We start from the raw sequence: 26,768 nt of genomic DNA on the forward strand, positions 1-26,768 counted from the left end.
TAGAATGTACGCATGCAGACCGACCCCACGCCGCTCGCCAGCCAGTTGCTGATCGCGCTGCCGGCGCTGTCCGATCCGAACTTCGCGCGCGCGGTCGCGCTGATCTGCCAGCACGACGACGACGGCGCCATGGGCGTGATCGTCAACCGTGTCTCCGAGTACACGCTGGGCGACGTGTTCGAACAGATGGACATCACCAGCGAGGACGCGCTGCTGTGCGCGCAGCCGGTGCTGGCCGGCGGCCCCGTGCATCCCGAACGCGGCTTTGTCGTGCACGACGGTACGCGCAGCTGGGATTCGACCCTGCGCATCGGTGACGACCTGCACGTGACCACCTCGCGCGACGTGCTCGAGGCGATGGCGCGTGGCGACGGGCCCGAGCGCGCGCTGGTGGCGTTGGGCTGCGCCGGTTGGGGCGCAGGGCAGCTGGAGTTCGAGCTGACCGAGAACACCTGGCTGACCGTGCCGGCCGACGCCGAACTGCTGTTCGCGGTGCCGCTTGAAGCGCGCTGGAACGCCGCGGCCGATCGCATCGGCGTCGACCTGCAGCGCGTCGCGGACTATTCGGGCCACGCCTGATGTCCACCATCCGGGCCGACGGCACCGTATTCGGTTTCGATGTCGGCGCACGGCGGATCGGCATCGCGGTCGGCAGCCGCTTCGGCCACGGTGCACGTGCGCTTGCGGTCATCGACGTCCATGACGGGCAGCCCGACTGGCATGCGATCGACCGCCTGCGGCAGGAGTGGAAGCCCGACGGCATCATCGTCGGCGATCCGATGACCCTCGACGGCGGCGACCAGCCCATCCGCCGACGTGCCCACCGCTTCGCACGCGAGTTGCGTGCGCGCTACCGCCTGCCGGTGCTGCTGATGGACGAGCGCTCGAGTTCGGTCGAGGCCGCCCAGCGCTTTGCCGAACAGCGTGCCGAAGGGCGCCGCCGGCGCCGCGATGCCGCCGCGCTGGACGCGATGGCCGCGGCCATCATCCTCGAACGCTGGCTGGCCGCACCCGACGATGCGTTCGCACTGCCGGCGGACTGACTCCCTGTGCGCGGCATGTGCCGCCAAATGACGGAACCGATGAACGAACAGCTCGCCCCCGATGGCCGCCTGCGCCACCTGCTCACCCTGGACGGCCTTCCCCGCACTGCGGTGGAGGCGCTGCTCGACCGTGCGCAGGCGATCGTCGACGACGGCGTCGCCGGCGTGCCGCTCGCGGGACAGGCGGTGTGCACGTTGTTCTTCGAGCCCTCGACGCGCACCCGGATGAGCTTCCAGCGCGCCGCGCAGCGGCTGGGTGCCGACGTGCTCGCCTTTGACGCGTCGACCTCGTCGACCACCAAGGGCGAGACCGCGCTCGACACCCTGCGCAATATCGAGGCGATGGGCGTGCGCGGCTTCGTGGTGCGCCATGCCGCCGACGGTGCGGTGGCGGCGCTGGCCGCGGCGGCGGGGCCGGGCACCGCGCTGGTCAATGCCGGTGATGGCCGCAGCGCGCATCCCACGCAGGGGCTGCTGGACATGCTGACGCTGCGCCAGGCCAAGGGGCGCGACTTCTCCGGCCTCAGGGTGGTCATCGTCGGCGACATCCGCCATTCGCGGGTCGCGCGTTCCGACCTGCACGCATTGCGCACGCTTGGCGCCGGCGAGATCCGCGTCTGCGCACCCGCCGCACTGCTGCCGGCCGATGCGACCCTCGACGGCTGCCGGGTCTTCGATGACCTCGATGCCGCGCTCGACGGCGTGGATGCGGTGATGATGCTGCGCCTGCAGCGCGAGCGGATGGAGGAGGGGCTAGTGCCCTCGTTGGAGGGTTACCACCGCGAGTTCGGGCTGACCGCCACACGCCTGCGTCGCGCGCGCGCGGATGCGGTGGTGCTGCACCCGGGGCCGATGAACCGCGGGGTGGAGATCGACGACGATGTCGCCGACGGCCCGCAGTCGCTGATCCTGCGCCAGGTCGCCAACGGCGTGGCGGTACGCGCGGCGGTGCTGGAAGCGCTGCTCGGCTGATTCGCGCGGTGGCGCGACCACGTCCGCAGCCGCGATTCGTGCCGGTCACGGAATGATGCGGCGCGGCCACGGGCGCCGCAGCGGCGGGCGGCCGGGGTATCGTGCGCAACCCTCCCATGTGCGCCCCGCATGTCCGTTCCCGACACCTCGATCCCCGCCCGCGCCGCCGCATCCCCGGCCCACGCGCTCAAACCGCGCCAGCTGGTGATGATGGGCCTGGGCAGCGCGATCGGCGCCGGGCTGTTCCTGGGTTCCGGGGTGGGCATCCAGATCGCCGGGCCGGCGGTGCTGCTGTCGTACCTGATCGCCGGTGCGCTGGTGATCGTGGTGATGCACGCGCTCGGCGAGATGGCCGCGGCCAAACCCGCCAGCGGCGCGTTCTCGGTCTACGCCGAGGATGCGATGGGTGCCACCGCGGGTGCCACCGTCGGGTGGCTGTGGTGGCTGCAGGTGGGGGTGGTGGTGGCCGCCGAGGCGGTGGGCGCGGCCGGCCTGCTGGCGACGATCTGGCCGGGACTGTCGGTGCCGGGGCTGACGCTCACGTTCATGGCGGTGTTCACCGCGATCAACCTGCTCGGCGTGCGCAATTTCGGCGAGTTCGAGTTCTGGTTCGCGATCCTCAAGGTCATCGCGATCCTCGCCTTCATCGCCATCGGCATCGCGCTGGTGATGGGCTGGCTGCCGGCGGTCGCGTCGCCGGGCTTCGCCAACTTCACGGGCCACGGCGGCTTCGCGCCCAACGGGATGATGGGCATCGGTGCCGCGCTGCTGGTGGTGGTGTTCGCGTTCGGCGGCACCGAGATCGTGGCCATCGCCGCGGCCGAGACCGCGGACCCGGCGCGCAGCCTCGCCCGCGCGATCCGCACGGTGGCCTGGCGGATCCTGGTGTTCTATCTGGGCTCGATCGCGGTGATCGTGGCGGTGGTGCCCTGGAACAGTCCGGCGCTGGCATCGCCGTTTGCCGCCGTGCTGGAGACCGCGCGCATTCCCGGTGCGGCCACCGCCATCACCCTGGTCGCGGTGATCGCGCTGCTGTCGGCGCTCAACGCCAACCTCTACGGCGCCTCGCGGATGATCTGGTCGCTGGCGCGGCGCGGCGAGGCCCCGGCGGTGCTGGGCCGCAGCGATCGCCGCATGGTGCCGGTCGCCGCGGTGCTGGCGAGCGTCGCGTTCGGGTTCGCCGCGGCCGCGCTCGAACTGCTGTATCCACAGCGCGTGCTGCCGATGCTGCTCAACATCGTCGGCGCGACCTGCCTGCTGGTGTGGACGATCGCACTGGTGTCGCAGTTGATCCTGCGCCGGCGCGCCGATCGCGCGGGGGTGACGCTGGCGTACCGCATGCGCGGGTTCCCGCTGCCGACGCTGTGCGCACTGGCGATCCTCGGCGTCATCTTCGCGCTGCTGGTCGCTTCGCCCGACACGCGCACGCAGTTCCTGTCGATGGCGGCGCTGACCGCCGCGATCGCCATCGTCAGCGCACTTGCGCGCCGGCATCGCGGACCGGCCTGACGCCGACGGCGCGTGGCAAGGCACTCCAGAGCGCGAAGGGTCGTCCGCCGACGCGGGGAAGGCCTCAGCCGGCAAGCTCCGGCCAGGCGACCACGGCGGACACGTTCAACGCGACCACGATCCAGAACACCGCCTGGTAGGAGCGCTTGCGACTCTTGTGGTGGAGCATGCGCTGGGCGAGCAGGGCGCCCGGCCAGCCGCCGGCAAGCTCCAGGGCGTGCAGATGGATCTCGGGCACGCGCCGACGCCGGCCCTGTGCGGCGCGCTTGTCGGCCGCATACACCAGCCAGGTGATCAGTGACAGCGCGGGCACGCAGACCGCGACCGCGAGCGGCAGGCGGCCTGCGGCCAGCGACCAGGCCAGCAACGCCGCGTAACCTGCGAGGAGCGCCATCGCCGGCGCCCAACCGATCCGCGGCGCATCCGTCGATACCGCGCGCCGTACTGCGCCGCGCCGGCGCTGCGCGACCCGGTCCACGTCCTGCGCGCACCAGCGGCCATCGGCCTGGCGCGACAACCGGAAGCGCACGAGTTCGCCCAGCTCCGGACGGCGGCCGGACCTGCGGTAGTCGCGGATGTGGAAGAACAGCCGGCGATCATCGTCGTGCGGCCGGATGAAGCCGAAACCGCGGGCATCGTCCCACTCGATGACCTTCCCGAGCCCCGGCGCCCCCACCATGTCAGCGCAGCAGCACCAGCGTGGCGAGACCGAGGAAGCTCAGGAAGCCCATGACGTCGGTGACCGCGGTGACCACCACGGTGCCGGCAACCGCCGGGTCGATGCGCATGCGCTTCATCACCAGCGGGACCAGCACCCCGGCGAGCGCCGCCGAGCAGAAGTTGATCACCAGTGCCGCGCCGATCACCAGCGAGAGGTCCCAGTCGCGGAACCACGCCAGCGCGATCAGCCCGACCAGCCCGCCGATCAGCAGGCCGTTGATCAGCGCCACCCGCAGCTCCTTCCACAGCAGGATGCCGGCGTTGCTGCTGCCCACCTGGCCCAGCGCGATGCCGCGCACCATCAGCGTAAGCACCTGCACCGAGGCGTTGCCGCCGATGCCGGCGACGATCGGCATCAGTACGGCCAGGGCGACGATGCGCTCGATGGTGGCCTCGAACTGGCCGATCACCGATGCCGCCAGGAACGCGGTCAGCAGGTTGATGCACAGCCAGACCACGCGGCCGCGCACCGCGCGCCGCACCGGCGAGAACAGGTCCTCGTCCTCGTCGAGGCCGGCCGCACCCAGCACCTGGTGCTCGGCCTGCTCGCGGATGATGTCGACCACGTCGTCGATGGTGATGCGGCCCAGCAGCACGTTGCCGTCGTCGACCACCGGCGCCGAGACCCAGTCGTGGTCGGAGAACTGCCGCGCGACTTCCTGCGCGGATTCACCGACATGGATCGAGGTCAGCGAATCGTCGATGAGCTGGTTGAGCGGAGTGCCCGGCTCGCAGGTCACCAGGTCCTGCAGCGCGACCCAGCCGATCAGCTGGTGCCGGCGGTTGACCACGTACAGGTGGTCGGTGTGCTCGGGCAGTTCGCCGCGCAGGCGCAGGAAGCGCAGCACCACCTCCACGGTGGTATCGGCGCGCACGGTGACCACGTCGGGGTTCATCAGGCGCCCGGCGCTGTCCTCCTCGTACGAGAGCGCCTGCTCGAGCCGCTCTCGGTTCTCGCGGTCCATCGACCGCAGCAGCTGCTCGCTCACCGCCTCGGGCAGGTCGTCGACGAGGTCGGCGAGGTCGTCGATGTCGAGATCCTCGACCGCGGCCACCAGCTCGTCGGGATCCATGTCGGCGATCAGGCTTTCGCGCACCTCGTCGCCGACGTGCACCAGCACCTCGCCATCGTCCTCGGCATCGACCAGCCCCCACACCACCATGCGCTTGTCGTGCGGCAGCGATTCGAGCAGGTTGCCGATCTCGGCTGGCGCCAGCGTGTTGACCAGCCGGCGCACCGGGCCCAGCCGCCCGCTGTCCAGGGCGTCGGAAAGCAGACGCAGCTGGCGTGCGGTCTTGTCGTGGCGGGCGTTCTCGGCCATGGGGTCGCGTCTCGCGCCGGCATCCGCTGTCCGCGTGCTCCGCAGCCACCCGTGACGGGCGACGTGCCGGAACTTCGCGCCATGGATGACGGCCTGGAAGTGACATCGCGGCCCTGGGGCGCGACAGGTCAGGTGTTCATGCGCGGCATTATCGCGCGTTGCCGATGGCGGTGCCCACCCCGCCGACAGCGACCGCAATGCACCTGGCTCAGGCTGCGGTTGTTGCCTGGCGCATCCAGCGCTCGATCCCGGTACGGTCGCACGCGCGCATCAGTGCACCGGCGCGCCGACGCAGTGCGCCAAGGTCGCTCGCGCGGATTGCCCGGCGTACTTCCAGCAGCGTGGCGGGATGCAGGCTGAACTCCTCGAGCCCCAATGCCAGCAGCAGCGGTACGAAGGCCGGGTCGCCGGCCATTTCCCCGCAGACCGCTACCGGCAGCCCGCGCGCGCGGCCGGTGCGGATGACATCGCGCAGCACCCGCAGCACGGCCGGATGCAGTGGCGAGTGCAGGTCCTCGAGCGCGTCATTGTTGCGGTCGGCGGCGAGCATGTACTGCACGAGGTCATTGGTGCCGATGGACACGAAGTCGACGGTATCGGCCAGTGCGGGCAGGGCCAGCGCCGCCGCCGGCACCTCGATCATCGCGCCCAGGGGCACCTCGTCGGCGACATGGTGGCCCTCGGCACGCAGTGCCTCACGTGTGCTGCGCAGCAGTGCGGCAACCTGCAGCATCTCGTCGCGGGTGGCCACCATCGGCACCAGGATGCGCAGCGGGCCGTAACCGGACGCGCGCAGCAGCGCCCGCATCTGGATGGCGAAGATGTCGCCGCGCGCCAGCGACAGGCGCACGCCACGGCAGCCGAGCGCCGGGTTGGGCTCGCGCGGGAGGGTGAGGCCGGCACGGTCGGCCTTGTCGGCGCCCAGGTCGAGGGTGCGGATGGTCACCGTGCGACCGGTCATCCCCAGCACGGCATCGCGGTAGGCGCGGAACTGGGTGTCCTCGTCGGGCGCGGCGCTGCCCTGCAGGAACAGGTACTCGGTGCGGTACAGGCCAAGGCCCGCCGCCCCCAGCGCATGCGCCTCGGCGACATCGTCGCGTGACTCGGCATTGGCGTACAGGCGGATGTCGACCCCGTCCAGCGTGCGCGTCGGCTCGCGCCGCAGCCGGTGCAGCTGCCGGCGCTCGTGCTGCTCGTCGCGGCGGCGGGTGCGGTACTCGCGCAGGTCGGAGGCATCGGGCGACACCACCACCCGGCCGCGTGCGCCGTCGACGACCAGCACGTCGCCGTCGTTGACGTGCTGCAGCACCTCGCCTGCGCCGACCACCAGCGGTATGTGCAGGCTGCGCGCCAGGATCGCGGCATGCGACAGCATGCTGCCGCCGGTGGTGACGATCGCAAGCACGCCCTGCGACTGCAGCTGCACAAGCTCGGCCGGGGCCACGGTATCGGTGACCAGGATCTCGCCCGCCACCCCGCCTGCATGCGGCTCGCCACGGTGCAGGGCGGCGTGCAGGCGGCCGATGACCTGGTCGACGTCCTCGCTGCGGCTGCGGAAGTAGTCGTCGTCCATCGCCGCGAACACCGCGGCCAGGCGGTCACGCTGCAGGCGCAGCGCATAGTCGGCGCTGTAGCGGCTGTCGCGGATCAGCGCGTCCAGCCCCTGCAGCAGCTCGGGATCGTCGAGCAGCAGCGCATGCAGGTCGAGGAATTCGCCGACCTCGTGCGCGAGCGCCCCATGCAGCCGCTCGCGTGCGGCATGCAGTTCCGCGCGCACGTCCTGGATGGCCGCATGCAGGCGTGCGAGTTCCGTTGCGACGTCGGCTTCGGCGATGTGCTGTTCGCTGACCTCGAACAGGAACGGCAGCCGGACCCGTGCATGGCCCAGTGCGCTGCCGCGTGACGCGCCGTGCCCGGTGAAGGCACGCCGCATCAACTGTCCTCGTCGAAGCGCCGCTCGAACAGCGCCGCGACGGCGTCGGCCGCGGCCGCCTCGTCCTCGCCGTCCACGCGCAGCACCACCGGTGTTCCCGGCCCGGCGGCGAGCAGCATCACGCCCATGATGCTCTTGGCGTTGACCTCGCGGCCCTTGGCCACCAGCGTCGCGTTGCAGCGGTAACCCGACAGCAGCTGCACGAGGCGCGCCGTGGCGCGCGCGTGCAGGCCGAGCCGGTTGGTGATCATCAGGTCGCGCTGGATCATGTCGGCACTCCTCCGCTGCGCGTCCGGCCCGGGTCAGGCATCGTCATGGATCACCCCGATCCGCGCGCCGGCCGCCGCCACCGCCGGCAGCTCCTGCAATGGAAGTTCCGGGTAGTTCAGCACGCGCAGCAGCATCGGCAGGTTGAGGCCCGACACCCGCCGCGCCGGCGTGCCGAGGCGGGCGACGCGGGCGGCGAGGTTGCTCGGGCTGGCGCCGTAGAGGTCGGTGAGGACCAGCACGCCATCGCCGCCGTCCACCCGCCGCAGCGCGGCACTGGCTGCGGGCAGCAGCGCGTCGGGGTCGGCATCGAACGGCACCTCGAACGCCTCCACCTTCAACGGCAGCGGGCGCAGCAGGCGGCCGGCCACCGCCACCAGTGCGGTGCCGATGCCTTCATGGGTGACGAGGAGGATGCCGACAGTCATGGCCACAAACTAGCAGACGGCCGTGGAGCGCAGAAGACACATGCGCGCGCGTGCGCGCGACGACCTAGGGCGCGCCCCATCTGGTGCGGCTGAGGGTGGCTACGGAATATGGCCGCACACGCCGTTGCAGGCCCGAGCCAAGGAACCAGCGCATGTTCGATTCCATCACCAGCAGCCTGTCCAGCATGGCCGGGAACTTCGCCGGCAATCTCCTCGACAACATCCTGGACATGGCCCCCGGGCTCGTGACCAACCTGCTGTCGGTCGCCGCCAACACCGCGCTGCCGGGCTCCGGCATGCTGGTGCAGGCACTTGCCGGCCCGATCGTCGATGCCGGCTTCAGCGCTGTCGAGTCGCTCGCCCGCGATGCGCTGCTGCCCGCCCTCAGCGACACCCTGGGCGTCGCCGGCCAGCAGGACTTCGGCGACCTCGGCAACTTCGCCACCGGCCTCGCCAACACCTTCATGGATGGCGTGCAGAGCGGCTGGGCGGGTTGATCCGGTGAACGAGGACGCCTGGCATAAGCGCCAGCGCTGGGCGGAGTCCGTCATCGGGCTCCGCCAGATCGACGCCATCACCGAGGCCGACCGCGAGCTGCTGTTCCGCGAGTACGACGGCATGCAGCAGGCGATCCAGGACGAACTGCAGTCGGCGGCTCCCGAGTTCGGGCGTCGTGCCCGCGATGAGGGGCGCGAGGCCGCCGAATCCTGGATGCACGCTCGCATGCATGCGCTGGGCGTCGAGCGCGGCCGGCGCCTGAAGCAGGTGCTGGGCGAACTCAGCATCGCCGACCAGCTGGAGCTCGACCGCACCGCCTGAGTGCTCGCTGCCGTCGGCGACGGCGCCTGCCGGAGGGGGCTCAGTCGAGTTCGCGGTGGTAGGTCGCCACGTCGTCCCAACCGTTGTCGCGCGCGTGTGCGGCGAGCTTCTCTGCCAGATAGACCGAACGGTGGCGTCCGCCACTGCAGCCGATCGCAACCGTCACGTAGCTGCGCGTGCCCGAACGCATGCGCGGGAGCCAGTTGTCGAGAAACCCCGAGACCTGGCCGAGGTATTCCGCGAAATCGGTGCTGGCATCGAGGTACTCGGCAACGTCCGGATCACGTCCCGACAGCGGCCGCAGGCGCGGCTCCCAGTGCGGGTTGGGCAGGCCGCGCGCGTCGAACACGAAATCCGCGTCGGCCGGTACCCCGCGCCGGTAGGCGAAGGATTCGAACAGCAGTGACAGCGACGAATCGGCCAGGCCGAGTTCGGTGATCACCATCCGGCGCAGCTGGTGGACGTTGAGGCTGGTGGTGTCGATGTGCACGTCGGCCAGCGATCGCAACGGCTTGAGCACCTGGCGTTCCAGCGCGATCGCATCGGCGAGCGCCAGGCCGAAGTGGCTGAGCGGATGCCGCCGGCGGGTGTCGGCATAGCGCTTGATCAGCACCGCGTCGTCGGCATCGAAGAACACCAGCCGCGGATCGAAGCCGAGCTCGCCCACCGCCGACAGCCATTGCGGGATCTGCGCCAGGTCCTGGTGGCGGTTGCGCACGTCGATACTCACCGCCAGCCGCTGCGGTGCCTCGTCCTGGCGGCCCACGCTGCGCACGAACGACGGCAGCAGGTCGGCGGGCAGGTTGTCGGTGCAGTAGTAGTCGAGATCCTCCAGCGTCTTCAGCGCCACCGACTTGCCACTGCCGGACAGGCCCGATACCACCACCATCGAAGGCCGTTCACTCATGGACTCCCCCTCTCCAGGAAATGCGAATGGCGCGCCAGGAAGGCGGCGGCAGGATCCACCCCCTTGGCGCGCAGGATATGCGTGCGTGCGGCGGCCTCGGTCAGTACCGCGAGGTTGCGACCGGGCATCACCGGCAGGGTGATCGTCGGGACGTTCAGTTCCAGCACCTCGCGCGTGCCGAGGTCGCCGGTCAGGCGCGCCATGCCGTCCTGTTGCGCGTCGGCCTCGTAGTGGTCAGGGCGTGCCAGGTGCACGATCAGGCGCAGGTACTTGTTCCGCTTGACCGCGGTGTCGCCGAACATCTCGCGGATGTTGAGCACGCCCAGGCCGCGCAGCTCCAGCAGGTCCTGCAGCAGTTCCGGGCAGGTGCCGTCGAGCACGTCCGGCGCGATCTGGGTGAACTCCGGTGCGTCGTCGGCGACCAGCCGATGTCCGCGGGTGATCAGCTCCAGCGCGAGTTCGCTCTTGCCGGAACCGGACTCTCCGGTGATCAGCACGCCAATCGAATAGATCTCCATGAACACGCCATGCAGGGTGACCCGTGGCGCCAGCATCCGCGCCAGGTGGTACTGCAGATGGTTGAGCAGCTCGTGGCCACGGCGCGGTGACAGCCACAGTGGCGTTGCGGACTCCTCCGCGGCCTCCAGCAGGTCCTCGGGGCAGGACTGGCTCTTGCTCACGACCAGCGCCAGTGGCCGGAACTCCATGATCTTGGCGATCGTCTCCCAGCGCAGGCGGGCGTCGAGCGCGTCCAGCCAGGCCAGTTCCTCGGTGCCGAGGATCTGCACCTTGTTGGGATAGATGATGTTGAGATAGCCCGCCAGCGACGGCCGCCGCGCCACCGTCTCCACCGACTGCAGCACGCGCTGCTGCCCGCTCTGGCCGGCGACCCAGCGCAGCTGCAGGCGCTCCTGCTGCTGGTCGAACAGTTCCTGCGCGGTGATGCTGGCGGTCATACCTGCAAGCCCCTGTGTCGCGGGCCCGGGTGCCATGCGGGCGATGGGAGGGCGGCGTATCCGCCGCATGTGCGCGGACGCCTGCAAACAGGCGCCCGGCGATATGGCCGGGCGAGAGTAACCGCAGATGGTGCCGGCTGTAATCCCGGACGCGCTGACGCTGCGATTGCGGAGACGCAAACGGCGCGTCGGAGGATCCGGCGCGCCGTGGAATGGTGCTGCAGGGAGCCCGGTCGCTGGACGCGACCGGGCCGTGAGCCGGGCTCAGCCGAAGCTGGCGGCCCGTGCCGGGTTCTCGCCGCGGTGATGGTCGACCATCTTGCTCTTCTGCTTGACCAGCAGCCGGTCGAGCTTGTCGGCGAGCAGGTCGATCGCGGCGTACATGTCGATGCCGGTGGCGTCGGCGTGCAGGGTGCGGCCCGAGATCGACACGGTGCCTTCGGCCTTGTGGTGGGGCTTGTCGATGCCGAGCTGGATACGCAGGTCGCACGGCCGCTCGAAATGCCTGGCAAGTCGTTCCATCTTGCTGTCGACATAGTCGCGCAGGGCGGGGGTGACCTCGATCTGATGGCCGTGGATGTCGGTACGCATCGCGGTGTGCCTCCTGTATGACGGACGGGAACAGCATTACCCGGAACGCGGCCGCTGTTGTTGCCAAGAGGTTAACCAGCGGCCGCCACCGGTACCGGATGGGACCGCGCTTACGGCCGGAGGTTCACCGGGCCGGCGAACGGCGGATCAGGCCAGCCGTACGCGCTCGTGGGAGGAGGCGATGTTCATCGCTTCGCGGTACTTGGCCACGGTGCGCCGCGCCACCGGGACGCCGGCGGCCTTGAGCTCATCGGCCAGCCGCGCATCCGACAGCGGCTTGCGCGGATCCTCGGCCTCCACCAGGCGGCGGATCATCTGCTGGATCGCGGTGCTCGAGGCCTGGCCGCCGGTATCGGTGTCCACCCCGGAGGCGAAGAAGCTGCGCAGCGGCAGGGTGCCGCGCGGGGTGTGCACATACTTGCGGGCGATCGCCCGAGACACGGTGGATTCGTGCATGCCGATCTCGGCCGCGACCTCGCGCAGCGTCAACGGCCGCAGCGCCTGCGGGCCGAACTCGAGGAAGCCCGATTGCTGGCGGGCCAGGCAGCGGGCCACCTTCAGCAGCGTCTCGCCACGCGCCTGCACGTTGCGCAACAGCCAGCGCGCCTCCTGCAGGCGGCCCTTGAGGTAGCCGGCGTCGGCTTCGCTGGCGTGGCGGATCATCCGCTCGTAGCCGCGGTGGATGGTCAGCCGCGAATGCGGTCCGCCGACCAGGCGCACCTTCCACACCCCGTTGCGGCGCTCGATCGCGCAGTCGGGGGCGACGTAGGTATCGCTGTCGACGCCACCGATCTGCGCGCCCGGGCGCGGATCGAGCGAGCGCAGCAGCTGCAGCGCGGTGGCCGCCTCGCAGGCGTCGCAGCCGAGCGCGCCGGCCAGGCCCTGGGCGCCGAGCCGTGGCAGCGCCTCGATGAACTCGTCGACGATGCGCCGCGCCAGCGTGCGGCCGGGCAGGTCCTCGGGCAGGGCATGCAGCTGCACCTCGAGGCATTCGCGCAGGTCGCGTGCACCCACGCCCACCGGGTCGAGCAGCTGGATCCGGCGCAGGACGGCGAGGATCTCGTCGTGTTCCCACGGCCCGTCGTCGCGCAACGCCGCGGCGATGTCGTCGAAGGAGGCACGCAGGTAGCCATCGTCGTCGATGGCGTCGATCAGCGCCTCGCCGATCAGGCGGTCGCGCGGCGACAGGTGGCTGAGGTTGAGCTGCCAGGCGAGGTGCTCGCGCAGGCTCTCGGTGTGGACGATGCGGTCGGCGGGGTCGTCGCCGCCGTCCTCGTCGCTGCCGTGTCCGCTGCCGGTGGAATACCAACTGTCGTCGAGGCCGCCGTCCCAGGCATCGGGGGCGGTATCGGCATCGCGGATGCGCGCGGTTTCGTCGGCGGCCGTGCCGTCGCCATCGCTGGCGCGCACCGCGACGTCGTCCTCGCCCTGCCAGTCCAGCAACGGATTGCTCTCGACCGCGGCGGCGATCTCCGCCTCCAGCTCCAGCGCCGACAGCTGCAGCAGGTGCAGGGCCTGGCGCAATTGCGGCGTCAGGACCAGATGCTGTCCAAGCGATGTCTGCAGACGCGGCTTCATCTTCCCCTACGAGCCAGGTGCGGCGACCGGCCTACAGGCGGAAAGCATCCCCCAGGTAGACCCGACGCACGTCAGGATCCATCAACAGCGCGTCCGGCGCTCCCTGCGCCAGCACGCTCCCCTCGGCGAGGATATACGCCCGGTCGCAAATGCCCAAGGTTTCGCGCACGTTGTGGTCGGTGATCAGCACGCCGATGCCGCGGTTCTTGAGGTGCCGGATGATGCGCTGGATCTCGCCGACGGAGATCGGATCGACGCCCGCGAAGGGCTCGTCGAGCAGCATCAGGCGCGGCTTGGCGGCGAGTGCACGGGCGATCTCGACACGCCGCCGCTCGCCGCCGGAGAGGCTGGCGCCGACCTGGTCGGCGACGTGGGTGACCTGCAGTTCCTCCAGCAGCTGCGCGAGCTCCTGTTCGCGGCCCTTGCGGTCGAGGTCGTCGCGCAGCTCCAGCACCAGCCGGATGTTGTCGGCCACGCTGAGCTTGCGGAATACCGACGGTTCCTGCGGCAGGTAGCCGACGCCAAGGCGCGCGCGGCGGTACATCGGCTCGGCGGTGATGTCGGTGCCGTCGAGCACGATGCGACCGGCATCGGCCGGCACCAGGCCGACGATCATGTAGAAGCAGGTGGTCTTGCCGGCGCCGTTGGGGCCGAGCAGCCCGACCACCTCGCCGGCATCGAGGGTGAGGCCGAATTCGCGGACGACCTCGCGCTGCCGGTAGCGCTTGCGCAGGCCTTCGGCGACCAGCATCAGCCGCCGCCCTGCGCGCTGCGCGGGTTGATGCGCATCCGCACGCGGCCGTTGTCCCCGCCGCCGCTCTCCACCTGGCCGGTGGCCATGTTGTAGACGATGCGCTGCCCGGCCATGGTGCCGCGCGGCTGCTCGATGCGGGCGTCACCGGTGAGGGTGATGATGTCGGAGGCGAGGTTGTAATCGACCCGCTGCGCGCGTGCGTTCATCGGCGAGCCGTCGTCCATCTCCTGGCGCATCTGCACCGGCCCTCCCGTCAGCACCGCACGGTCGATTTCGCCGTCCCTGAGGTGGATCTCCGCACGATCGGATGTGATGTGCAGGGTGCCCTGGGTGATGATCACGCCATTCGACAGCACGGTCGGCGAGCGGTCATCGAGGGTGCCCTCGGTCCGGCCCGCGTCGATGTCCATCGGCTGGTTGCGGTCGGCCTGCTTCGCCTGCGCCGTCAACGGCAACAGCAGCACGGCCAGGACCACTGCGCTAACGGCGCCTGGGTTCATAGCGTTGTTTCACCTGGGAGAAGAATTCGTAGCGCTTGGTCGTCAGGTCCACCTGCATGCCAAGCCCCTGGATTCTAGAGCCGGGCTGCTGGATGGTCACCAACTCCTCGCTGCGGGCGATACTGGTTTCCGGCAGCAGGGTCATGCGCGTCGTCGTCAGCAGCAGGTCGCGCCCGCCCTCGTCGGGGCTGGTCATGCGCACGTCGCCTTCCAGCCGCAACTCGTCGTGGCTGGCCGAGACCCAGCCGGTGTCCGAACGTGCCTGCCAGCGGCCGCCCTCGCGCTCGGGCACCAGGAACAGCGGCGTCTCGATGGCGATCGTGCGGTCGGCGGGGTTCTGTTCGAGCCGCGGAGCACGCAGGGTGAAGGATTCGCGGCCTTCGTTGTTGAGCGCGATCAGCTCGAAGTCGCGCAGCACGTAGTCCGAGCGCAGCGGCCCGGCGGCGACGCCCGGTGCATCGGCACGCTGGCGCCACGCCGACCAGGCGGACACGACCGCGGCGATGACGAGCACGATCGCCAGCCAGCCACGCCAGCTCATTGCGCACCTCCCGGCAGCGGGTTGTCCGCATGGCCGTGCGCAACCAGCAGCAGGTCGCAGAGTTCGCGCGCCGCGCCTTCGCCCCCAACGGCGGTGGTCCGCCAGTGCGCGTGGCGCGCGGTCCAGGGGTGCGCGTTGGCGGGCGCGACCGCGAAGCCGGCCACCCGCATCGGTGCGAGGTCGGGCAGGTCGTCACCCATGAAGGCGACGCTGTCGAGGTCCAGCCCCAGCTCCTCGCACAGCGCGGTCAGGCGGGTGAGCTTGTCGCCCACGCCGCAGTGCACGCGAACCCCCAGCTCGGCGCCACGGCGCTCGACCATCGGGCTGGTGCGCGCGGTGATCATCGCGACCTCGATCCCGGCGCGCCGCAGCAGCACCAGGCCCTGGCCGTCGTGGACGTGGAAGGTCTTGCTCTCGTTGCCGGCGCTGTCGTAGGTGAGGCGCCCGTCGGTCAGCGTACCGTCGACGTCGAAGCACGCCAGCCGGATCCGCGCGGCGCGGGCGAGCAGGTCGTGCGGATAGGCATCGGCAGGCATTCGGCGGTCCGGAAGTCGGGGGTCGAGCTATACCACGCGTGCGCGCAGCAGATCGTGGATGTTCAACGCACCGACCACGCGGCCCTGCGCATCGGTCACCAGCAGGCCGTTGATCTTGTGGGTCTCCATCAGGCGCGCGGCTTCCACCGCCAGCGCGTCGGCGCCGATGGTCACCGGCGAGCGTGTCATGACGTCGACCACGCGGGTGGTGCGGATGTCGGTGCCCTCGTCGGCCAGCGTGCGGCGCACGTCGCCGTCGGTGAGCAGGCCGAGCAGATGGCCTGCGTCGTCGACGACCGCGGTCATGCCCAGCCGCTTGCGGCTCATCTCCAGCAGCACCGCGCCGAAGGTGGCATCGGCGGCAACCCGCGGGACGTCGTCGCCGACATGCATGACGTCGGCGATATGCAGCAGCAGCCGGCGGCCGAGCGCGCCGGCCGGATGCGAACGCGCGAAGTCGTCGGCGGTGAAGCCCCGCGCGTCCAGCAGCGCCACCGCCAGCGCATCACCCATCGCCAGGGATGCGGTGGTGCTGGAGGTCGGGGCGAGGTCGAGCGGACAGGCTTCGGCGGGCACGCTGACGTCGAGGTGCACCTCGGCCTCGCGGGCGAGCGTGGAACGTTCGCGGCCGGTCATCGCGATCAGCGGGTTGCCCTGGCGCTTGAGCACCGGCAGCAGGGTGAGGATCTCGTCGGATTCACCCGAGTACGACAGTGCCAGCACCACGTCGGCGTCGGTGATCATGCCGAGGTCGCCATGCCCGGCCTCGCCGGGATGGACGAAGAACGCCGGGGTCCCGGTGGAGGCCAGGGTGGCGGCGATCTTGCGCGCGACGTGGCCGGACTTGCCCATGCCGGTGCAGACCACGCGGCCACGGCAGTCGAGGATCAGGCTGCAGGCGGCCGAGAATGCGCCGTCGATGCGTGCGCCGACCGCGGCCAGCGCCTGTTGTTCCAGTTCGAACACGCGGCGGCCACTGGCTGCGAAGTCGCTGCCGGGGGCGTGCTGTGTTGCGTCGACGGCCATTTCTCGGCGGCACCCTTTCCGTTAGGCTAAGCGGCCTATCTTAATGCGTTCCCGGGCCATGGCGCCCGGGGCGGCCCGCTGCCGGCATCCCGGCTCAGGCGGGCTTAATCGAGCAGGAGTCGAGCACGTTGGACGCACTCACCATCCAGAACCTCATCCGCGACGGCCTGCCCGGCGCACTGGTGGAGGTGCAGGGCGATGACGGCGTGCATTTCGAGGCGCTGGTGGTCAGCGAGGCGTTCCGCGGCAAGCTGCCGCTGGCGCGCCACCGGCTGGTCTACGCCACCCTCGGCGACCTGATGGGCGGTGCCATCCACGCGCTCGCCCTGCGCACCCTGACCCCGGAGGAACACGCCCGCTCCTGAGGCGTGTCCTGACCGGTCCATGGCCGGCGTGGGGCGACCACCGGGCCGGCCAGATCGAATCATGCAGAAAATCATCATCCAGGGCGGCGTGCCGCTGCACGGCGACGTCGTCGTTTCCGGTGCCAAGAACGCGGTGCTGCCGATCCTGTGCGCGGCGCTGCTGGCCGACGGGCCGGTGGAGATCACCAACGTTCCCAATCTCCACGATGTCGCCACCACCGCGCGGCTGCTGCGCGAGCTGGGCGCGGACATCCGCCACGATGTCGAGGCGAGCCGCTTCCTGATCGATGCACGTGATGCGCGCGGCCATGTCGCGCCGTATGACCTGGTGCGCACGATGCGCGCCTCGGTGCTGGTGCTGGGGCCGCTGCTGGCGCGCCATGGCGCCGCCGAGGTGTCGTTGCCGGGCGGCTGTGCGATCGGGTCGCGCCCGGTGGACCTGCACATCCAGGCGATGCAGGCGCTCGGCGCCGAGGTCGAGGTCGAGCACGGCTATATCAAGGCGCGCGCGCAGCGCCTGCGCGGCGGCCATATCGAGTTCCCGATGCCGAGCGTCGGCGCCACCGAGAACGCGCTGATGGCGGCGTCGCTCGCGGCGGGCACTACCATCATCGACAACGCCGCGCGCGAGCCGGAGATCGTCGATCTCGTCGACTGCCTGCTGGCGATGGGCGCCGACATCGAAGGCGCCGGCGGGTCGCGCATCGTGGTGCGCGGCGTGGAGCGGCTGCACGGTGGCTGCCATGCGGTGGTGCCCGACCGCATCGAGACCGGCACCTTCCTGGTCGCGGCGGCGATGACCGGCGGCCGCGTGACCGCAAGGGCCGCGCGCGCCGACACCCAGCAGGCCGTGCTCGAAAAACTCGAGCAGGCCGGTGCACGGGTTGACGTGGACGGCGATGCGATCACCCTCGACATGCAGGGCCGTCGCCCGCGCGCGGTGGACATCGTGACGGAGCCGTATCCGGGGTTCCCCACCGACATGCAGGCGCAGTTCATGGCGCTCAACTGCGTGGCCGAGGGCAGCGGGGTGATCGACGAGCACATCTTCGAGAACCGTTTCATGCACGTCAGTGAGCTGATGCGCCTGGGTGCCGACATCCACGTCGAGGGCAACCGTGCGCGCGTCAACGGCGTGGAACGACTGACCGGGGCGCCGGTGATGGCCACCGACCTGCGCGCATCGGCGTCGCTGATCCTGGCGGGGCTGGTGGCCGAGGGCGAGACGGTGATCAACCGCATCTACCACCTCGACCGTGGCTACGAGCAGATCGAGCGCAAGCTCTCCGCGCTGGGTGCACGCATCCAGCGGGTGGATTGAGGCGGGGGGCAGCCACGCGCGCCCACCCCGGTCAGAACGAAGAAGCCGCCCATCGGGCGGCTTCATTCGTTGCGGGGTTCGCCCGGATCAGTCCAGCGACTGCAACTGCAGGTCGATATGGTCGCGGCCATTGCGGCGCTGCAGGATGCGCGCCGGCACCGGCATGCCATCGACGACCCACGCGGTGATCTGGCGACGCCCGTCGTCGCGTACCACCTTCGTGGCCTCGCGCGACTGCCCGCCGACGGTCACGGTCTCCTTGCCCTGCACCTCGTAGGTGTGCTCGCGCGCGCGGCCTTCGTCGACCAGCCGGTAGGTGAGCGGGCGGCCGGCCTGCACGTCCTGCACCAGCACGAGGTTGAGCAGCAGGCCGTCGACGTCGCCCTGGCGCAGCGTCACGGGACCGGCCTCGTCGGCGTCCACGTCACCGGTCCAGCGTGCCTGGTTGCGGTTCCAGTCGTAGGTGGCCTCGATCGTCTTGCGCTTCACCAGCATCGCCGCAAGGCCGGATTCACCACCCTGGAAGTCGGAACTCGACAGTGGCCGCCAGCCATCGCCGTGGCGCTCGAAGGTGGTCTTCTGCGCCAGCCGCGCGCCCATGCCGGCGACGTCGAGGCTGTAGTTGAAGCGGTTGTCGCCGGCGGCTTCCAACTTCATCGTGCCGGTGGCCTCCATGCCCATGAACTTCGCGTTGTAGCGGGCGGTGAAGGGCTCCATCGCGCTGGCGGCGCCGCATGCGGCCAGCAGCAACGCACCGGCGGCAAGACGCTTCCACGCGCGCGGCGCGGCAATCGGGGTGGTACGGGTCATCATCGTCATTGGACTCCCTGGTATTCGATCAGTCGCAGGTCGACGTCGTCTTCGCCATCATCGTCCAGCTGCAGGATGCGTACCGGCGTCGGCACGCCATCGGCGATCCACACGATCATGTCATCGCGGCCTTCGTCGACCCGTGAAACGCGCAGTGCGTTGTAGCTGAGTTCGCCGACCTCGACGATCTCGGGCTCGGGCGCCACCTGGTAGACATGCTCGCGCGCGCGGCCGCCATCGACGAAGCGGTACTGCAGGGTGGCACCGGGTTGCGCGTCGCGCATGATCGCGAGGTTGATCAGCAGCCCACTCATGTCGCCATCGCGCAGCGGCACCGGTGCGCGGCGCCGCTTGCTGACATCCCCGGTCCACTGCGCCTGGCCTGCGTTCCAGTCGTAGCTGCCGGTGGCGCGGCGGGTGAACACCAGTGCCTTGCGCATGGTCTCCTGGCGCAGCGGGCGGTAATGGCCGCCGGCGATGTCGAACTGGGTGCTCTGCTCGATGTTCACCCGGGCGAGGCCGGCAAAGCCGTGGCGACCACGGATGCCGAGACCGACTTCCCACAGGCCGTCGCCCGCCTGCTCCACCCGCATGGTGGCGTCACCGGCGTGCCGACCCTGGTACCACGCCTCGTAGCTCGCAAGGAACGGGGCGAGTTCGGCCGCGCGCGCGCCGCCGGGCAGGATGGCGGCAAGGGCGAGGAAGACAGGGAGGAGGGTTTTCATGTCGCGGCATCATGCGAAGCGGTTGTTGGCTGCCAGCTGAAGCGGCGCCTGCAGCGGCCTGCCGTCGAAGTGGACGCCGTCGTCGCCGAGCGCGATGCGCCGCCAGGCCAACAGGCGCACGGTCTCCACCAGCAGCGGATGTTCGCGCTCCAGCACGCGGGCGGACAGGCTGGCTTCATCGTCGCCTTCGAGTACCGGCACCGCTGCCTGGGCAATGACCGGGCCGCCATCGAGATCGGCGGTCACGAAGTGCACGCTGGCGCCGTGCCGGGTCGCACCCGCGGCCAGCGCCTGCCGGTGCGTGTGCAGGCCCTTGAAGTCCGGCAGCAGCGAAGGGTGGATGTTGATCATGCGCACGCTGCGCGGCGCAACCACCGCGTCACCAAGCAGACGCATATAACCGGCGCAGATGATCAGGTCGGGCGCGCTGGCGTCCACCGCATCGAACAGTGCCGCATCGAAGGCGTCGCGGCTGGCGTGGCCGCGTGGTGACAGTGCATGTGCCGGAATGCCTGCATCGCGCGCACGCCCCAGCGCGGGCGCTTGCGCACGGTCGGAGAACACGCCGACCACCTGCGCATCGAGCGCGCCGGCGGCGATCGCGTCCAGCAGCGCCTGCAGGTTGCTGCCGCGGCCCGATGCGAGCACCGCGATCCGGAAGCTCGCCGGTGCCGGCACCGGATCGGGCGCCACCGGCTCAGCCGATGCGGACGCGGTCGCCGGCGCCGGCGGTGACCACTTCGCCGATCCGCCAGTGCGCCAGGCCCTGCCGGTCCAGATGTGCCGAGGCAGTGGCAACCGCATCCTCCGGCAGCACCAGCACGAAGCCGATGCCGCAGTTGAAGGTGCGCCACATCTCCTCGCGTGCGACCGCGCCCTCGCGCTGCAACCACTCGAACACCGGCGGCAGCGGCCATGCGCCAGCATCGATGGCGACACCGAGGCCCTCGGGCACCACGCGGACGATGTTCTCGGTGAGCCCGCCGCCGGTGATATGGGCCATCGCATGCACGGTGCATCCCGAGGCGTCGTCGAGCAGCGCCAGCACCGGCTTCACGTAGAGCGTGGTCGGCGCCATCAGCGCGTCGATCAGCCGCACGCCGCCGAGGTCGAGGTCGGCCGGTTGCCCGGCGCGGTCGTAGATACGCCGCACCAGCGAATAGCCGTTCGAGTGCGGGCCGGACGACGCGATGCCCAGCAGCACGTCACCGGCACGCACGGCCGAGCCGTCGAGCAGGCGCGACTTCTCCACCGCGCCCACGGTGAACCCGGCGAGGTCGTATTCGCCCGGTGCGTACATGTCGGGCATTTCGGCGGTCTCGCCGCCGATCAGTGCGCAGCCGGCGAGTTCGCAGCCGCGCGCGATGCCGCCGACCACCGCGGCGGCGGTGTCGACGTCGAGCTTGCCGGTGGCGAAGTAGTCGAGGAAGAACAGCGGCTCGGCGCCCTGTACCAGCACGTCGTTGACGCACATGCCGACCAGGTCGATGCCGATGGTGTCGTGGCGGCCCAGTTGCTGGGCCAGCTTGAGCTTGGTGCCGACGCCGTCCGTGCCCGAGACCAGGACCGGTTCGCGATAGCGCCCGGAGAGATCGAACAGCGCGCCGAAGCCGCCGAGCCCGCCCATCACTTCCGGGCGCAGCGTGCGCCGGACCAGCGGCTTGATGCGTTCGACCAGGGCATTGCCCGCGTCGATGTCGACGCCGGCATCTCGATAGGTGAGCGGGGTGGGGTGGGTCACGGATGCGGCCGAGGCGGGCGGACCGGCGATTTTAGCAGGCCGCGGCAGTCGCCGGCCGCGCGTGGCGCGTGCGGCGGAGCGGCCGTGCATGGGCGATGGCCCACTTGTGGCACCATTCGCGCGTTTGTCGCAGCGCGAAGGATCAGGCATGTCGTTGGTTGGCCGGATGGCGGGGTGGATCACGGGGCTGCTGCTGGCGGTCGCGCTGGTCGCGCCCGTGCAGGCGCAGCGCGTCGAAGGCGACAGTGCGCGCGCACAGGGGCTGTACGAGGCGGAAGTGCCGGTGGGCAGCCAGAGCGATGCCGCACGCGGTCCGGCACTGAGCCGCGCACTGGCGCAGGTGCTGGGCAAGATTTCCGGCGATGCCTCGGCGGGGTCGCGGCCCGGCGTGGGCCAGGAGCTGCGCCGCGCGGCGCAGTACGCCGAGCATTACGACTACCGCCAGGACGAAGGCGTGTCGGCCACCGGGGCGCCGAGCTTCCAGACCACGCTGGTGGTGCGCTTCGACCGCGAGGCGGTGGACGGACTGGCCGCGGCGCTGGGCCTGCCGATCTGGCCGGAGCCACGGCCGAAGCCGGTGCTGTGGCTGGCCATTGACGACGGCTCGGGGCCGCGCCTGGTGAGTCTGCAGCAGAACAACGTGGTGCGGCCGGTGCTCGACCGCGCCCGCCAGCGTGGCTACCAGCTGGGCCTGCCACGCGGCAGTGCCGCCGAACAGGCGGGCGTGGGGGCGATCTGGCGCGGCGACGCCGCGGCGATCGCACGGCTGTCGGCCCGCTACCAGCCGCCGATGCAGCTGATCGGCAAGCTGCAGCGCGCCGGCAGCGGTTGGCGCGCGGACTGGACGTTTGTCGACAACGGCCGCGTACTCTCGGAATGGACCAGCGAGCACGCCGATGCCCGTCGCGCGATGAGCGCCGGCGCCGATGGCGCCGCCGATGCACTGGTCAAGCGCTATGCGCGGGTGGCGCCGGTGGGCGAGCCGGGCAACTACCGGGTGGTGTTCACCGGGCTGGCCAGCAGCGACGACTTCATCCGCCTGGCGTCGACCCTGCAGGCGATGCCGGTGGTGCGCCGGGCGGTGCCGATGCGCGCGACGGCTGACGGGGTGGAATACGAACTCGAACTGGTGACCGGCCTGCCGGGCTTCCGGCGCATGGCCAACCGCGACGTGCTGGTCGAGGTCGAGGACGTCAGCGACACGCCCACCTTCCGGATCGTGCGGTGATCCGCCATGGCTGAGCATGCCGACCAGGCCATTGCGATCTTCCTCAAACGCCTGCAGTGGGGCCTGGTGGCCCTCGCGGTGCTGTGGCTGATCGGCGCCCTCGGGCCGATCCTGACGCCGTTCGTACTGGCGGCGCTGCTGGGCTGGCTGGGCGACCCGCTGGTGGACCGGATCGAGCGCACCGGCCGCTCGCGCGGTGTCGCGGTGTCGCTGGTGTTCCTGCTGATGGTGCTGCTGGTGGTGCTGGTGCTGCTGATCCTGGTGCCCTTGATCGAGCGCCAGGTGGTGACGCTGATCGACAGCCTGCCGGTCTACCGCGAGTGGCTCATGGGCACCGCGATCCCGTGGATGGAGCGCCGTTTCGGCATCGAGATCTCCGAGTGGATGGACCCGGATCGCCTGATCGAATGGGTGCGCGGGCACTGGCAGCAGGCGGGTGGGGTGGCGACCACGTTCATGTCCTACGTGTCGCGCTCGGGCTTCGCGCTGATCGCGTTGATCGTGAACCTGGTGCTGGTGCCGATCCTCACGTTCTACTTCCTGCGCGACTGGGACGTGCTGGTGGCGCGGGTGTCGCAGCTGATCCCGCGCGACCACTACGCCACCGTGACGCGGCTGGCGCGCGAATCCGACGAATCGCTGGCGGCATTCCTGCGCGGACAGTTCCTGGTGATGCTGGCGCAGGGCGCGTTCTACGCGATCGGCCTGCAGCTGATCGGCCTGCGCCTGGGCATTCTGGTCGGCCTGATCGCCGGGCTGATCAGTTTCGTGCCGTACCTGGGCGCGACCGTCGGCCTGATCATGATGCTGCTGGCCGCCGTGGTGCAGGCGCAGGGGTTCGACTGGCAGCTGCTGATCCTGGGCACGATCGTGTTCACCGCCGGCCAGCTGTTCGAGAGCTATGTGCTGACGCCGCGCCTGGTCGGCGACCGCATCGGCCTGCATCCGGTCGCGGTGATCTTCGCGGTGATGGCGGGTGGCCAGCTGTTCGGCTTCGTCGGCATGCTGATCGCGCTGCCGGTGGCCGCGGTGGCCAACGTACTGCTGCGCTTTGCGCATGAGCGCTACCAGGCCAGTCGCCTGTACACCGGCACGCCGAGCACGCTGGTGGTGGATGACCGCGCGCTGGTGGTGACCGACGGCGCGCCGCGGGTCGACAAGGACTGACAGGGCACGCACGGTGAATCCCCCGGTGCCCGGCGCCGCGCAGCTGCCGCTTGCGCTGCGTTATCCGCCTGACCAGCGCTTCGATACCTTCGTCGGCGCCCCCGACGGTGCGCTCGCCCAGCTGCAGGCCCTCGCCACCGGCCACGAACGTGGCGGCGTGCTGCTGCAGGGGCCGCCGGGCGTAGGCAAGACCCATCTCGCACTGGCGGCGTGCGCGCATGCGGAAGCCGCGGGCCTGCGCAGCGCGTTCCTGCCGCTGGCGACTGCCGTCGGTCGCCTCGGGGCTGCGCTGGAAGCGCTCGACACCTGCGACTTCATCGCGCTCGATGGCCTCGATGCGGTGCTGGGCACCCGCGAGGACGAAGTCGCGCTGTTCCATTTCCACAACCGCGCGATGGATGGCGGGCGGCGGCTGCTGTACACCGCCGGTACGCCGGCCGCGGGTCTGACGATCGGCCTGCCGGACCTGGGCTCGCGCCTGGCCGCCTGCACCGGCATCGCGCTGGCGCCGCTGGATGACGAGGGACGGCGTGAGCTGCTGCAGTGCCGCGCGCTGCGACGTGGGCTGGTGGTCGAGCCCGCGGCGATCGACTGGCTGCTGCGCCGGGTCGGCCGCGACCTCGGCGGGCTCACCCGGCTGCTCGACCAGCTCGACCGTGCATCGCTGGCCGCCCAGCGCCGGGTGACGGTGCCGTTCCTGCGCCAGGTGCTGGCTGCGGAGCCGGCCTCCGACGACGCCGGCACTCCGGGCGGCTGATCGCCGCCTGCAGCGGCCTCACGCCGCGGACAGCTCCGCGTCGAGCAGCTGCAGCCGCTGCGGCGTGCCGACATCGGTCCAGCGCCCGCGATGATGGGTGCCGGTGACCTGGCCTTCGCGCATCGCCGCACGCAGTAACGGCGCCAGCCGGAAACGCGCCGGGGTTGCGTTCGCGCCTGGCGCGTCGCCGATCACCTGTGCCCAGTTGTCGAACAGCGACGCGCGGTAGATGCCGATCCCGGCATAGGTGAGCCGCGGCGCGCCCCCGGTGCGCACATCGCCCGACGGGTGGAGCGCGAAGTCGCCGTCGGGGTTGTGATCCGGGTTGTCGACCAGCACCAGATGCGCGTCCCCCGGTGGGTGCGCGGGCAGTTGCGCGAAATCGAAGTCGGTCCAGACATCGCCATTGACGGCGATGAAGGGCGCATTGCCCAGCCGCGACAGCGCCCTCCACATCCCACCGCCGGTTTCCAGCGGCACGTCGCCCTCGTAGCTGTAATGGATGCGCAGGCCCCAGCGCTCGCCGTCGCCCAGTTCCGCGGGGAAGCGCCGTGCCAGCCACGAGGTGTTGACCACGACCTCGTCGACCCCCAGCGCGGCCAGCTTCTCGAGGTGCCAGACGATCAGCGGCCTGCCGCCCACCACGAGCAGCGGCTTGGGCGTGGTCTCGGTCAGCGGGCGCATGCGCTCGCCGAGTCCGGCGGCGAAGATCAGCGCTTTCATCGGATACTCCGGTGCACGGCCGGCAACGCCGGTGGTCGGGGCGGCCAAGGGTAAACTGCGCGTCCAGTCGGCGCGAACAAGCGAAGGGGATGGCCATGTTGCAGGTGGTGTTGCTGTCCGGTGGATCCGGCACGCGGCTGTGGCCGTTGTCGCGCGAGGCGTATCCCAAGCAGTTCCTGCCGCTGGCAGGCGAGACGACGATGGTGCAGGACACCTGGTCGCGCGCGGCCGCGCTGACCACGCTGAAGCCGATCGTGGTCGCCAACGAGGAACACCGCTTCCTTGTTGCCGAACAGTTGCGGCAGATCGGTGCCCCGGTGCCGGACATCGTGCTTGAGCCGGTGGGGCGCAACACCGCGCCGGCGATTGCCGCCGCGGCACTGCAGGCGCGCGCGGCAGGCGCGGACCCGGTGCTGCTGGTGCTGCCCTCCGACCACGTCGTGCGCGATGTCGCCGCGTTCCACGCCGCCGTGCGCCAGGCCCTGCCTGCGGCCGAGGACGGCGCGCTGGTGACCTTCGGGATCCGTGCGTCGGCACCGGAGACCGGCTTCGGCTACATCCAGGCCGCTGCCGGCGAGGGCGTGCGCCGGGTGCTGCGCTTTGTCGAAAAACCGGATGCGGACACCGCGCGAGCGTACCTCGCAAGCGGCGATTACGTCTGGAACAGCGGAATGTTCCTGTTCCGGGCCTCGCGCTATCTCGACGAGATCGCGCGCTTCCGCCCGGACATCCTCGACGCGGTCCGCCGCGCGTTCGACGCCGCCAGCCGCGATGGCGACTTCGTCCGCCTCGAACGCGGGGCATTCGCGGCCAGTCCGTCGGATTCGATCGATTACGCGGTGATGGAGAAGACCTCCGACGCACGCGTGCTGCCGGTCGACATCGGCTGGAACGATGTCGGCTCGTGGTCGGCGCTATGGGACGTCAGCGATCAGGACGAGCATGGCAATGCCGGCCACGGCGACGTGATCGCGGTGGACAGCCGCAACAGCTATGCGTATTCGCGCCGGCTGGTGGCGCTGGTCGGCGTCGACGACCTGGTGGTGGTGGAGACCGATGATGCGGTGCTGGTGGCGCGCAAGGACCGCGTGCAGCAGGTCAAGGACGTGGTGGCGCGGCTCAAGGCCGACCAGCGCAGCCACGCGGTGATGCACCGCGAAGTGCACCGGCCCTGGGGCAGCTACGATTCGGTCGACGTCGGCAACGGCTTCCAGGTCAAGCGGATCAAGGTGAAACCCGGAGCGCGGCTGTCGCTGCAGTCGCACGCGCACCGCGCCGAGCACTGGGTGGTGGTGCGCGGCACCGCGCGGGTCACCCGCGACAACGACGTGTTCGATCTCCACGCCAACCAGTCCACCTACATTCCGCTGGGCGCGCGGCACCGGCTGGAGAATCCGGGCGTCGATCAACTGGAACTGATCGAGGTGCAGTCCGGCGACTACCTCGGCGAGGACGACATCGTCCGCTACGAGGACGTATACGGGCGGTCCTGAGTGGCCGGGGCTTGCTGCCACGGATGATGACGCGGA

Annotated in this window: 31 protein-coding genes; 12 read left to right on the plus strand and 19 right to left on the minus strand. The window is 70.6% G+C overall.

The annotated features are described in order from the left end of the window. Positions 1-12: 12 nt before the first annotated feature. The 4 genes from ERL55_RS04050 (at position 13) to ERL55_RS04065 (ending at position 3,524) form a co-directional block, all read left to right on the plus strand. Complete coding sequence (locus ERL55_RS04050; RefSeq protein WP_129135290.1) at positions 13-579, plus strand: YqgE/AlgH family protein; 567 nt, start codon at positions 13-15, stop codon at positions 577-579. Further along, entirely contained in the window at positions 579-1,043 is a 465-nt protein-coding gene (gene ruvX, locus ERL55_RS04055; RefSeq protein WP_129135291.1) for a Holliday junction resolvase RuvX, read from the plus strand. The genes ERL55_RS04050 and ruvX overlap by 1 nt, the downstream gene beginning before the upstream one ends. A 27-nt stretch (positions 1,044-1,070) precedes the next feature. Continuing rightward, positions 1,071-2,015: an aspartate carbamoyltransferase catalytic subunit gene (locus tag ERL55_RS04060; protein ID WP_129135292.1), complete on the plus strand. Its 945-nt coding sequence runs from the start codon at positions 1,071-1,073 to the stop codon at positions 2,013-2,015. Between the two features lie 129 nt (positions 2,016-2,144). Beyond that, positions 2,145-3,524: an amino acid permease gene (locus ERL55_RS04065; protein WP_129135293.1), complete on the plus strand. Its 1,380-nt coding sequence runs from the start codon at positions 2,145-2,147 to the stop codon at positions 3,522-3,524. Positions 3,525-3,588: 64 nt separating this feature from the next. On the opposite strand, the gene ERL55_RS04070 is transcribed toward ERL55_RS04065, so the two are convergent. From ERL55_RS04070 to ERL55_RS04090, 5 genes are all read right to left on the minus strand, one after another. Then, complete coding sequence (locus tag ERL55_RS04070; protein WP_129135294.1) at positions 3,589-4,203, minus strand: cold shock and DUF1294 domain-containing protein; 615 nt, start codon at positions 4,201-4,203, stop codon at positions 3,589-3,591. 1 nt (position 4,204) lies between these two features. Beyond that, the gene (gene mgtE, locus ERL55_RS04075) at positions 4,205-5,566 is read right to left on the minus strand and encodes a magnesium transporter (RefSeq protein ID WP_129135295.1); all 1,362 of its coding nucleotides are present in this window, start codon (positions 5,564-5,566) and stop codon (positions 4,205-4,207) included. A gap of 208 nt (positions 5,567-5,774) precedes the next feature. Next, positions 5,775-7,499, minus strand: coding sequence for a phosphoenolpyruvate--protein phosphotransferase (ptsP, locus tag ERL55_RS04080; RefSeq protein WP_129135296.1), 1,725 nt, complete (start codon positions 7,497-7,499; stop codon positions 5,775-5,777). After that, positions 7,499-7,768 carry an HPr family phosphocarrier protein gene (locus ERL55_RS04085; protein ID WP_129135297.1) on the minus strand — a complete coding sequence of 90 codons (270 nt, stop codon included), beginning with the start codon at positions 7,766-7,768 and terminating at the stop codon, positions 7,499-7,501. The genes ptsP and ERL55_RS04085 overlap by 1 nt, the downstream gene beginning before the upstream one ends. A gap of 33 nt (positions 7,769-7,801) precedes the next feature. Continuing rightward, positions 7,802-8,194 carry a PTS fructose IIA subunit family protein gene (locus ERL55_RS04090; RefSeq protein ID WP_129135298.1) on the minus strand — a complete coding sequence of 131 codons (393 nt, stop codon included), beginning with the start codon at positions 8,192-8,194 and terminating at the stop codon, positions 7,802-7,804. A gap of 152 nt (positions 8,195-8,346) precedes the next feature. Here ERL55_RS04090 and ERL55_RS04095 point away from each other — a divergent pair, with 152 nt between their 5' ends. Both ERL55_RS04095 and ERL55_RS04100 read left to right on the plus strand, forming a co-directional pair. Then, positions 8,347-8,691: a hypothetical protein gene (locus ERL55_RS04095; RefSeq protein WP_129135299.1), complete on the plus strand. Its 345-nt coding sequence runs from the start codon at positions 8,347-8,349 to the stop codon at positions 8,689-8,691. A gap of 4 nt (positions 8,692-8,695) precedes the next feature. Then, positions 8,696-9,013, plus strand: coding sequence for a hypothetical protein (locus tag ERL55_RS04100; RefSeq protein ID WP_129135300.1), 318 nt, complete (start codon positions 8,696-8,698; stop codon positions 9,011-9,013). Between the two features lie 40 nt (positions 9,014-9,053). Here the strand turns inward: ERL55_RS04100 and rapZ are convergent, their stop codons facing one another. The 9 genes from rapZ to ERL55_RS04145 form a co-directional block, all read right to left on the minus strand. Further along, positions 9,054-9,920 carry an RNase adapter RapZ gene (rapZ, locus tag ERL55_RS04105; RefSeq protein WP_129135301.1) on the minus strand — a complete coding sequence of 289 codons (867 nt, stop codon included), beginning with the start codon at positions 9,918-9,920 and terminating at the stop codon, positions 9,054-9,056. After that, positions 9,917-10,876, minus strand: a complete 960-nt coding sequence (hprK, locus tag ERL55_RS04110; protein ID WP_129135302.1) for an HPr(Ser) kinase/phosphatase — start codon at positions 10,874-10,876, stop codon at positions 9,917-9,919. The genes rapZ and hprK overlap by 4 nt, the downstream gene beginning before the upstream one ends. 264 nt (positions 10,877-11,140) lie before the next feature. Beyond that, a complete protein-coding gene (gene raiA / locus ERL55_RS04115) occupies positions 11,141-11,467 on the minus strand; it encodes a ribosome-associated translation inhibitor RaiA (RefSeq protein WP_129135303.1) in 327 nt (108 codons plus the stop codon). A gap of 147 nt (positions 11,468-11,614) precedes the next feature. Beyond that, positions 11,615-13,045, minus strand: a complete 1,431-nt coding sequence (locus ERL55_RS04120) for an RNA polymerase factor sigma-54 (RefSeq protein ID WP_129135304.1) — start codon at positions 13,043-13,045, stop codon at positions 11,615-11,617. Between the two features lie 31 nt (positions 13,046-13,076). Beyond that, positions 13,077-13,796, minus strand: a complete 720-nt coding sequence (gene lptB, locus ERL55_RS04125) for an LPS export ABC transporter ATP-binding protein (RefSeq protein WP_100323575.1) — start codon at positions 13,794-13,796, stop codon at positions 13,077-13,079. Then, positions 13,796-14,275 (minus strand): lipopolysaccharide transport periplasmic protein LptA, encoded by a 480-nt coding sequence (lptA, locus tag ERL55_RS04130; RefSeq protein WP_232140887.1) that lies wholly within the window; start codon positions 14,273-14,275, stop codon positions 13,796-13,798. Before lptA ends, lptB begins: the two co-directional genes overlap by 1 nt. Positions 14,276-14,279: 4 nt before the next feature. Then, a complete protein-coding gene (gene lptC / locus ERL55_RS04135) occupies positions 14,280-14,840 on the minus strand; it encodes an LPS export ABC transporter periplasmic protein LptC (RefSeq protein ID WP_129135306.1) in 561 nt (186 codons plus the stop codon). Further along, the gene (locus ERL55_RS04140; RefSeq protein ID WP_129135307.1) at positions 14,837-15,376 is read right to left on the minus strand and encodes an HAD hydrolase family protein; all 540 of its coding nucleotides are present in this window, start codon (positions 15,374-15,376) and stop codon (positions 14,837-14,839) included. Before ERL55_RS04140 ends, lptC begins: the two co-directional genes overlap by 4 nt. A gap of 27 nt (positions 15,377-15,403) precedes the next feature. Then, a complete protein-coding gene (locus ERL55_RS04145) occupies positions 15,404-16,402 on the minus strand; it encodes a KpsF/GutQ family sugar-phosphate isomerase (protein WP_100323571.1) in 999 nt (332 codons plus the stop codon). 128 nt (positions 16,403-16,530) lie between these two features. Here ERL55_RS04145 and ERL55_RS04150 point away from each other — a divergent pair, with 128 nt between their 5' ends. Further along, on the plus strand, positions 16,531-16,767 hold the full coding sequence (locus ERL55_RS04150) for a BolA/IbaG family iron-sulfur metabolism protein (RefSeq protein ID WP_100323570.1): 237 nt from the start codon (positions 16,531-16,533) through the stop codon (positions 16,765-16,767). 61 nt (positions 16,768-16,828) lie between these two features. After that, positions 16,829-18,088 (plus strand): UDP-N-acetylglucosamine 1-carboxyvinyltransferase, encoded by a 1,260-nt coding sequence (gene murA / locus ERL55_RS04155; RefSeq protein WP_129135308.1) that lies wholly within the window; start codon positions 16,829-16,831, stop codon positions 18,086-18,088. Positions 18,089-18,175: 87 nt separating this feature from the next. Here the strand turns inward: murA and ERL55_RS04160 are convergent, their stop codons facing one another. From ERL55_RS04160 to purM, 4 genes are read right to left on the minus strand one after another with little or no spacing between them, the layout of a single operon-like run. Next, a complete protein-coding gene (locus ERL55_RS04160; protein WP_232140883.1) occupies positions 18,176-18,901 on the minus strand; it encodes a DUF3108 domain-containing protein in 726 nt (241 codons plus the stop codon). 2 nt (positions 18,902-18,903) lie between these two features. Further along, entirely contained in the window at positions 18,904-19,623 is a 720-nt protein-coding gene (locus ERL55_RS04165; protein ID WP_129135310.1) for a DUF3108 domain-containing protein, read from the minus strand. Positions 19,624-19,632: 9 nt separating this feature from the next. After that, on the minus strand, positions 19,633-20,301 hold the full coding sequence (purN, locus tag ERL55_RS04170; RefSeq protein ID WP_164972229.1) for a phosphoribosylglycinamide formyltransferase: 669 nt from the start codon (positions 20,299-20,301) through the stop codon (positions 19,633-19,635). Between the two features lie 19 nt (positions 20,302-20,320). After that, positions 20,321-21,454 (minus strand): phosphoribosylformylglycinamidine cyclo-ligase, encoded by a 1,134-nt coding sequence (gene purM, locus ERL55_RS04175; protein WP_129135312.1) that lies wholly within the window; start codon positions 21,452-21,454, stop codon positions 20,321-20,323. A gap of 58 nt (positions 21,455-21,512) precedes the next feature. Here purM and ERL55_RS04180 point away from each other — a divergent pair, with 58 nt between their 5' ends. Genes ERL55_RS04180 through hda form a run of 3 tightly spaced genes read left to right on the plus strand, consistent with a single transcriptional unit; the run spans position 21,513 to position 24,516 of the window. Continuing rightward, complete coding sequence (locus tag ERL55_RS04180) at positions 21,513-22,592, plus strand: DUF2066 domain-containing protein (RefSeq protein ID WP_129135313.1); 1,080 nt, start codon at positions 21,513-21,515, stop codon at positions 22,590-22,592. A gap of 6 nt (positions 22,593-22,598) precedes the next feature. Beyond that, entirely contained in the window at positions 22,599-23,759 is a 1,161-nt protein-coding gene (locus tag ERL55_RS04185) for an AI-2E family transporter (protein ID WP_129135314.1), read from the plus strand. 13 nt (positions 23,760-23,772) lie between these two features. After that, entirely contained in the window at positions 23,773-24,516 is a 744-nt protein-coding gene (gene hda / locus ERL55_RS04190) for a DnaA regulatory inactivator Hda (protein ID WP_241685829.1), read from the plus strand. Between the two features lie 18 nt (positions 24,517-24,534). Here hda and murU read toward each other — a convergent pair whose 3' ends face one another. Further along, positions 24,535-25,239 (minus strand): N-acetylmuramate alpha-1-phosphate uridylyltransferase MurU, encoded by a 705-nt coding sequence (murU, locus tag ERL55_RS04195; RefSeq protein WP_129135315.1) that lies wholly within the window; start codon positions 25,237-25,239, stop codon positions 24,535-24,537. Positions 25,240-25,328: 89 nt separating this feature from the next. Here murU and ERL55_RS04200 point away from each other — a divergent pair, with 89 nt between their 5' ends. After that, the gene (locus tag ERL55_RS04200) at positions 25,329-26,732 is read left to right on the plus strand and encodes a mannose-1-phosphate guanylyltransferase/mannose-6-phosphate isomerase (RefSeq protein WP_129135316.1); all 1,404 of its coding nucleotides are present in this window, start codon (positions 25,329-25,331) and stop codon (positions 26,730-26,732) included. Positions 26,733-26,768: the final 36 nt, after the last annotated feature.

Source organism: Luteimonas sp. YGD11-2 (genome assembly GCF_004118975.1).
In the GTDB taxonomy this organism is placed as follows: domain Bacteria; phylum Pseudomonadota; class Gammaproteobacteria; order Xanthomonadales; family Xanthomonadaceae; genus Luteimonas; species Luteimonas muca.

Excerpts from the sequence above, each read along its gene's own strand:
- mgtE (WP_129135295.1), bottom strand. The coding sequence starts at position 5,566 with ATGGCCGAGAACGCCCGCCACGACAAGACCGCACGCCAGCTGCGTCTG.
- ERL55_RS04120 (WP_129135304.1), bottom strand. The coding sequence starts at position 13,045 with ATGAAGCCGCGTCTGCAGACATCGCTTGGACAGCATCTGGTCCTGACG.
- hprK (WP_129135302.1), bottom strand. The coding sequence starts at position 10,876 with ATGACCGCCAGCATCACCGCGCAGGAACTGTTCGACCAGCAGCAGGAG.
- ERL55_RS04090 (WP_129135298.1), bottom strand. The coding sequence starts at position 8,194 with ATGACTGTCGGCATCCTCCTCGTCACCCATGAAGGCATCGGCACCGCA.
- ERL55_RS04060 (WP_129135292.1), top strand. The coding sequence starts at position 1,071 with ATGACGGAACCGATGAACGAACAGCTCGCCCCCGATGGCCGCCTGCGC.
- ptsP (WP_129135296.1), bottom strand. The coding sequence starts at position 7,499 with ATGCGGCGTGCCTTCACCGGGCACGGCGCGTCACGCGGCAGCGCACTG.
- ERL55_RS04185 (WP_129135314.1), top strand. The coding sequence starts at position 22,599 with ATGGCTGAGCATGCCGACCAGGCCATTGCGATCTTCCTCAAACGCCTG.
- ERL55_RS04180 (WP_129135313.1), top strand. The coding sequence starts at position 21,513 with ATGTCGTTGGTTGGCCGGATGGCGGGGTGGATCACGGGGCTGCTGCTG.
- ERL55_RS04160 (WP_232140883.1), bottom strand. The coding sequence starts at position 18,901 with ATGATGACCCGTACCACCCCGATTGCCGCGCCGCGCGCGTGGAAGCGT.
- lptC (WP_129135306.1), bottom strand. The coding sequence starts at position 14,840 with ATGAGCTGGCGTGGCTGGCTGGCGATCGTGCTCGTCATCGCCGCGGTC.
- ERL55_RS04200 (WP_129135316.1), top strand. The coding sequence starts at position 25,329 with ATGGCCATGTTGCAGGTGGTGTTGCTGTCCGGTGGATCCGGCACGCGG.
- raiA (WP_129135303.1), bottom strand. The coding sequence starts at position 11,467 with ATGCGTACCGACATCCACGGCCATCAGATCGAGGTCACCCCCGCCCTG.
- lptB (WP_100323575.1), bottom strand. The coding sequence starts at position 13,796 with ATGCTGGTCGCCGAAGGCCTGCGCAAGCGCTACCGGCAGCGCGAGGTC.
- murA (WP_129135308.1), top strand. The coding sequence starts at position 16,829 with ATGCAGAAAATCATCATCCAGGGCGGCGTGCCGCTGCACGGCGACGTC.
- ERL55_RS04085 (WP_129135297.1), bottom strand. The coding sequence starts at position 7,768 with ATGATCCAGCGCGACCTGATGATCACCAACCGGCTCGGCCTGCACGCG.
- purM (WP_129135312.1), bottom strand. The coding sequence starts at position 21,454 with ATGCACGGCCGCTCCGCCGCACGCGCCACGCGCGGCCGGCGACTGCCG.
- ERL55_RS04065 (WP_129135293.1), top strand. The coding sequence starts at position 2,145 with ATGTCCGTTCCCGACACCTCGATCCCCGCCCGCGCCGCCGCATCCCCG.
- ruvX (WP_129135291.1), top strand. The coding sequence starts at position 579 with ATGTCCACCATCCGGGCCGACGGCACCGTATTCGGTTTCGATGTCGGC.
- ERL55_RS04140 (WP_129135307.1), bottom strand. The coding sequence starts at position 15,376 with ATGCCTGCCGATGCCTATCCGCACGACCTGCTCGCCCGCGCCGCGCGG.
- ERL55_RS04050 (WP_129135290.1), top strand. The coding sequence starts at position 13 with ATGCAGACCGACCCCACGCCGCTCGCCAGCCAGTTGCTGATCGCGCTG.
- ERL55_RS04145 (WP_100323571.1), bottom strand. The coding sequence starts at position 16,402 with ATGGCCGTCGACGCAACACAGCACGCCCCCGGCAGCGACTTCGCAGCC.
- murU (WP_129135315.1), bottom strand. The coding sequence starts at position 25,239 with ATGAAAGCGCTGATCTTCGCCGCCGGACTCGGCGAGCGCATGCGCCCG.
- ERL55_RS04095 (WP_129135299.1), top strand. The coding sequence starts at position 8,347 with ATGTTCGATTCCATCACCAGCAGCCTGTCCAGCATGGCCGGGAACTTC.
- ERL55_RS04070 (WP_129135294.1), bottom strand. The coding sequence starts at position 4,203 with ATGGTGGGGGCGCCGGGGCTCGGGAAGGTCATCGAGTGGGACGATGCC.
- rapZ (WP_129135301.1), bottom strand. The coding sequence starts at position 9,920 with ATGAGTGAACGGCCTTCGATGGTGGTGGTATCGGGCCTGTCCGGCAGT.
- ERL55_RS04165 (WP_129135310.1), bottom strand. The coding sequence starts at position 19,623 with ATGAAAACCCTCCTCCCTGTCTTCCTCGCCCTTGCCGCCATCCTGCCC.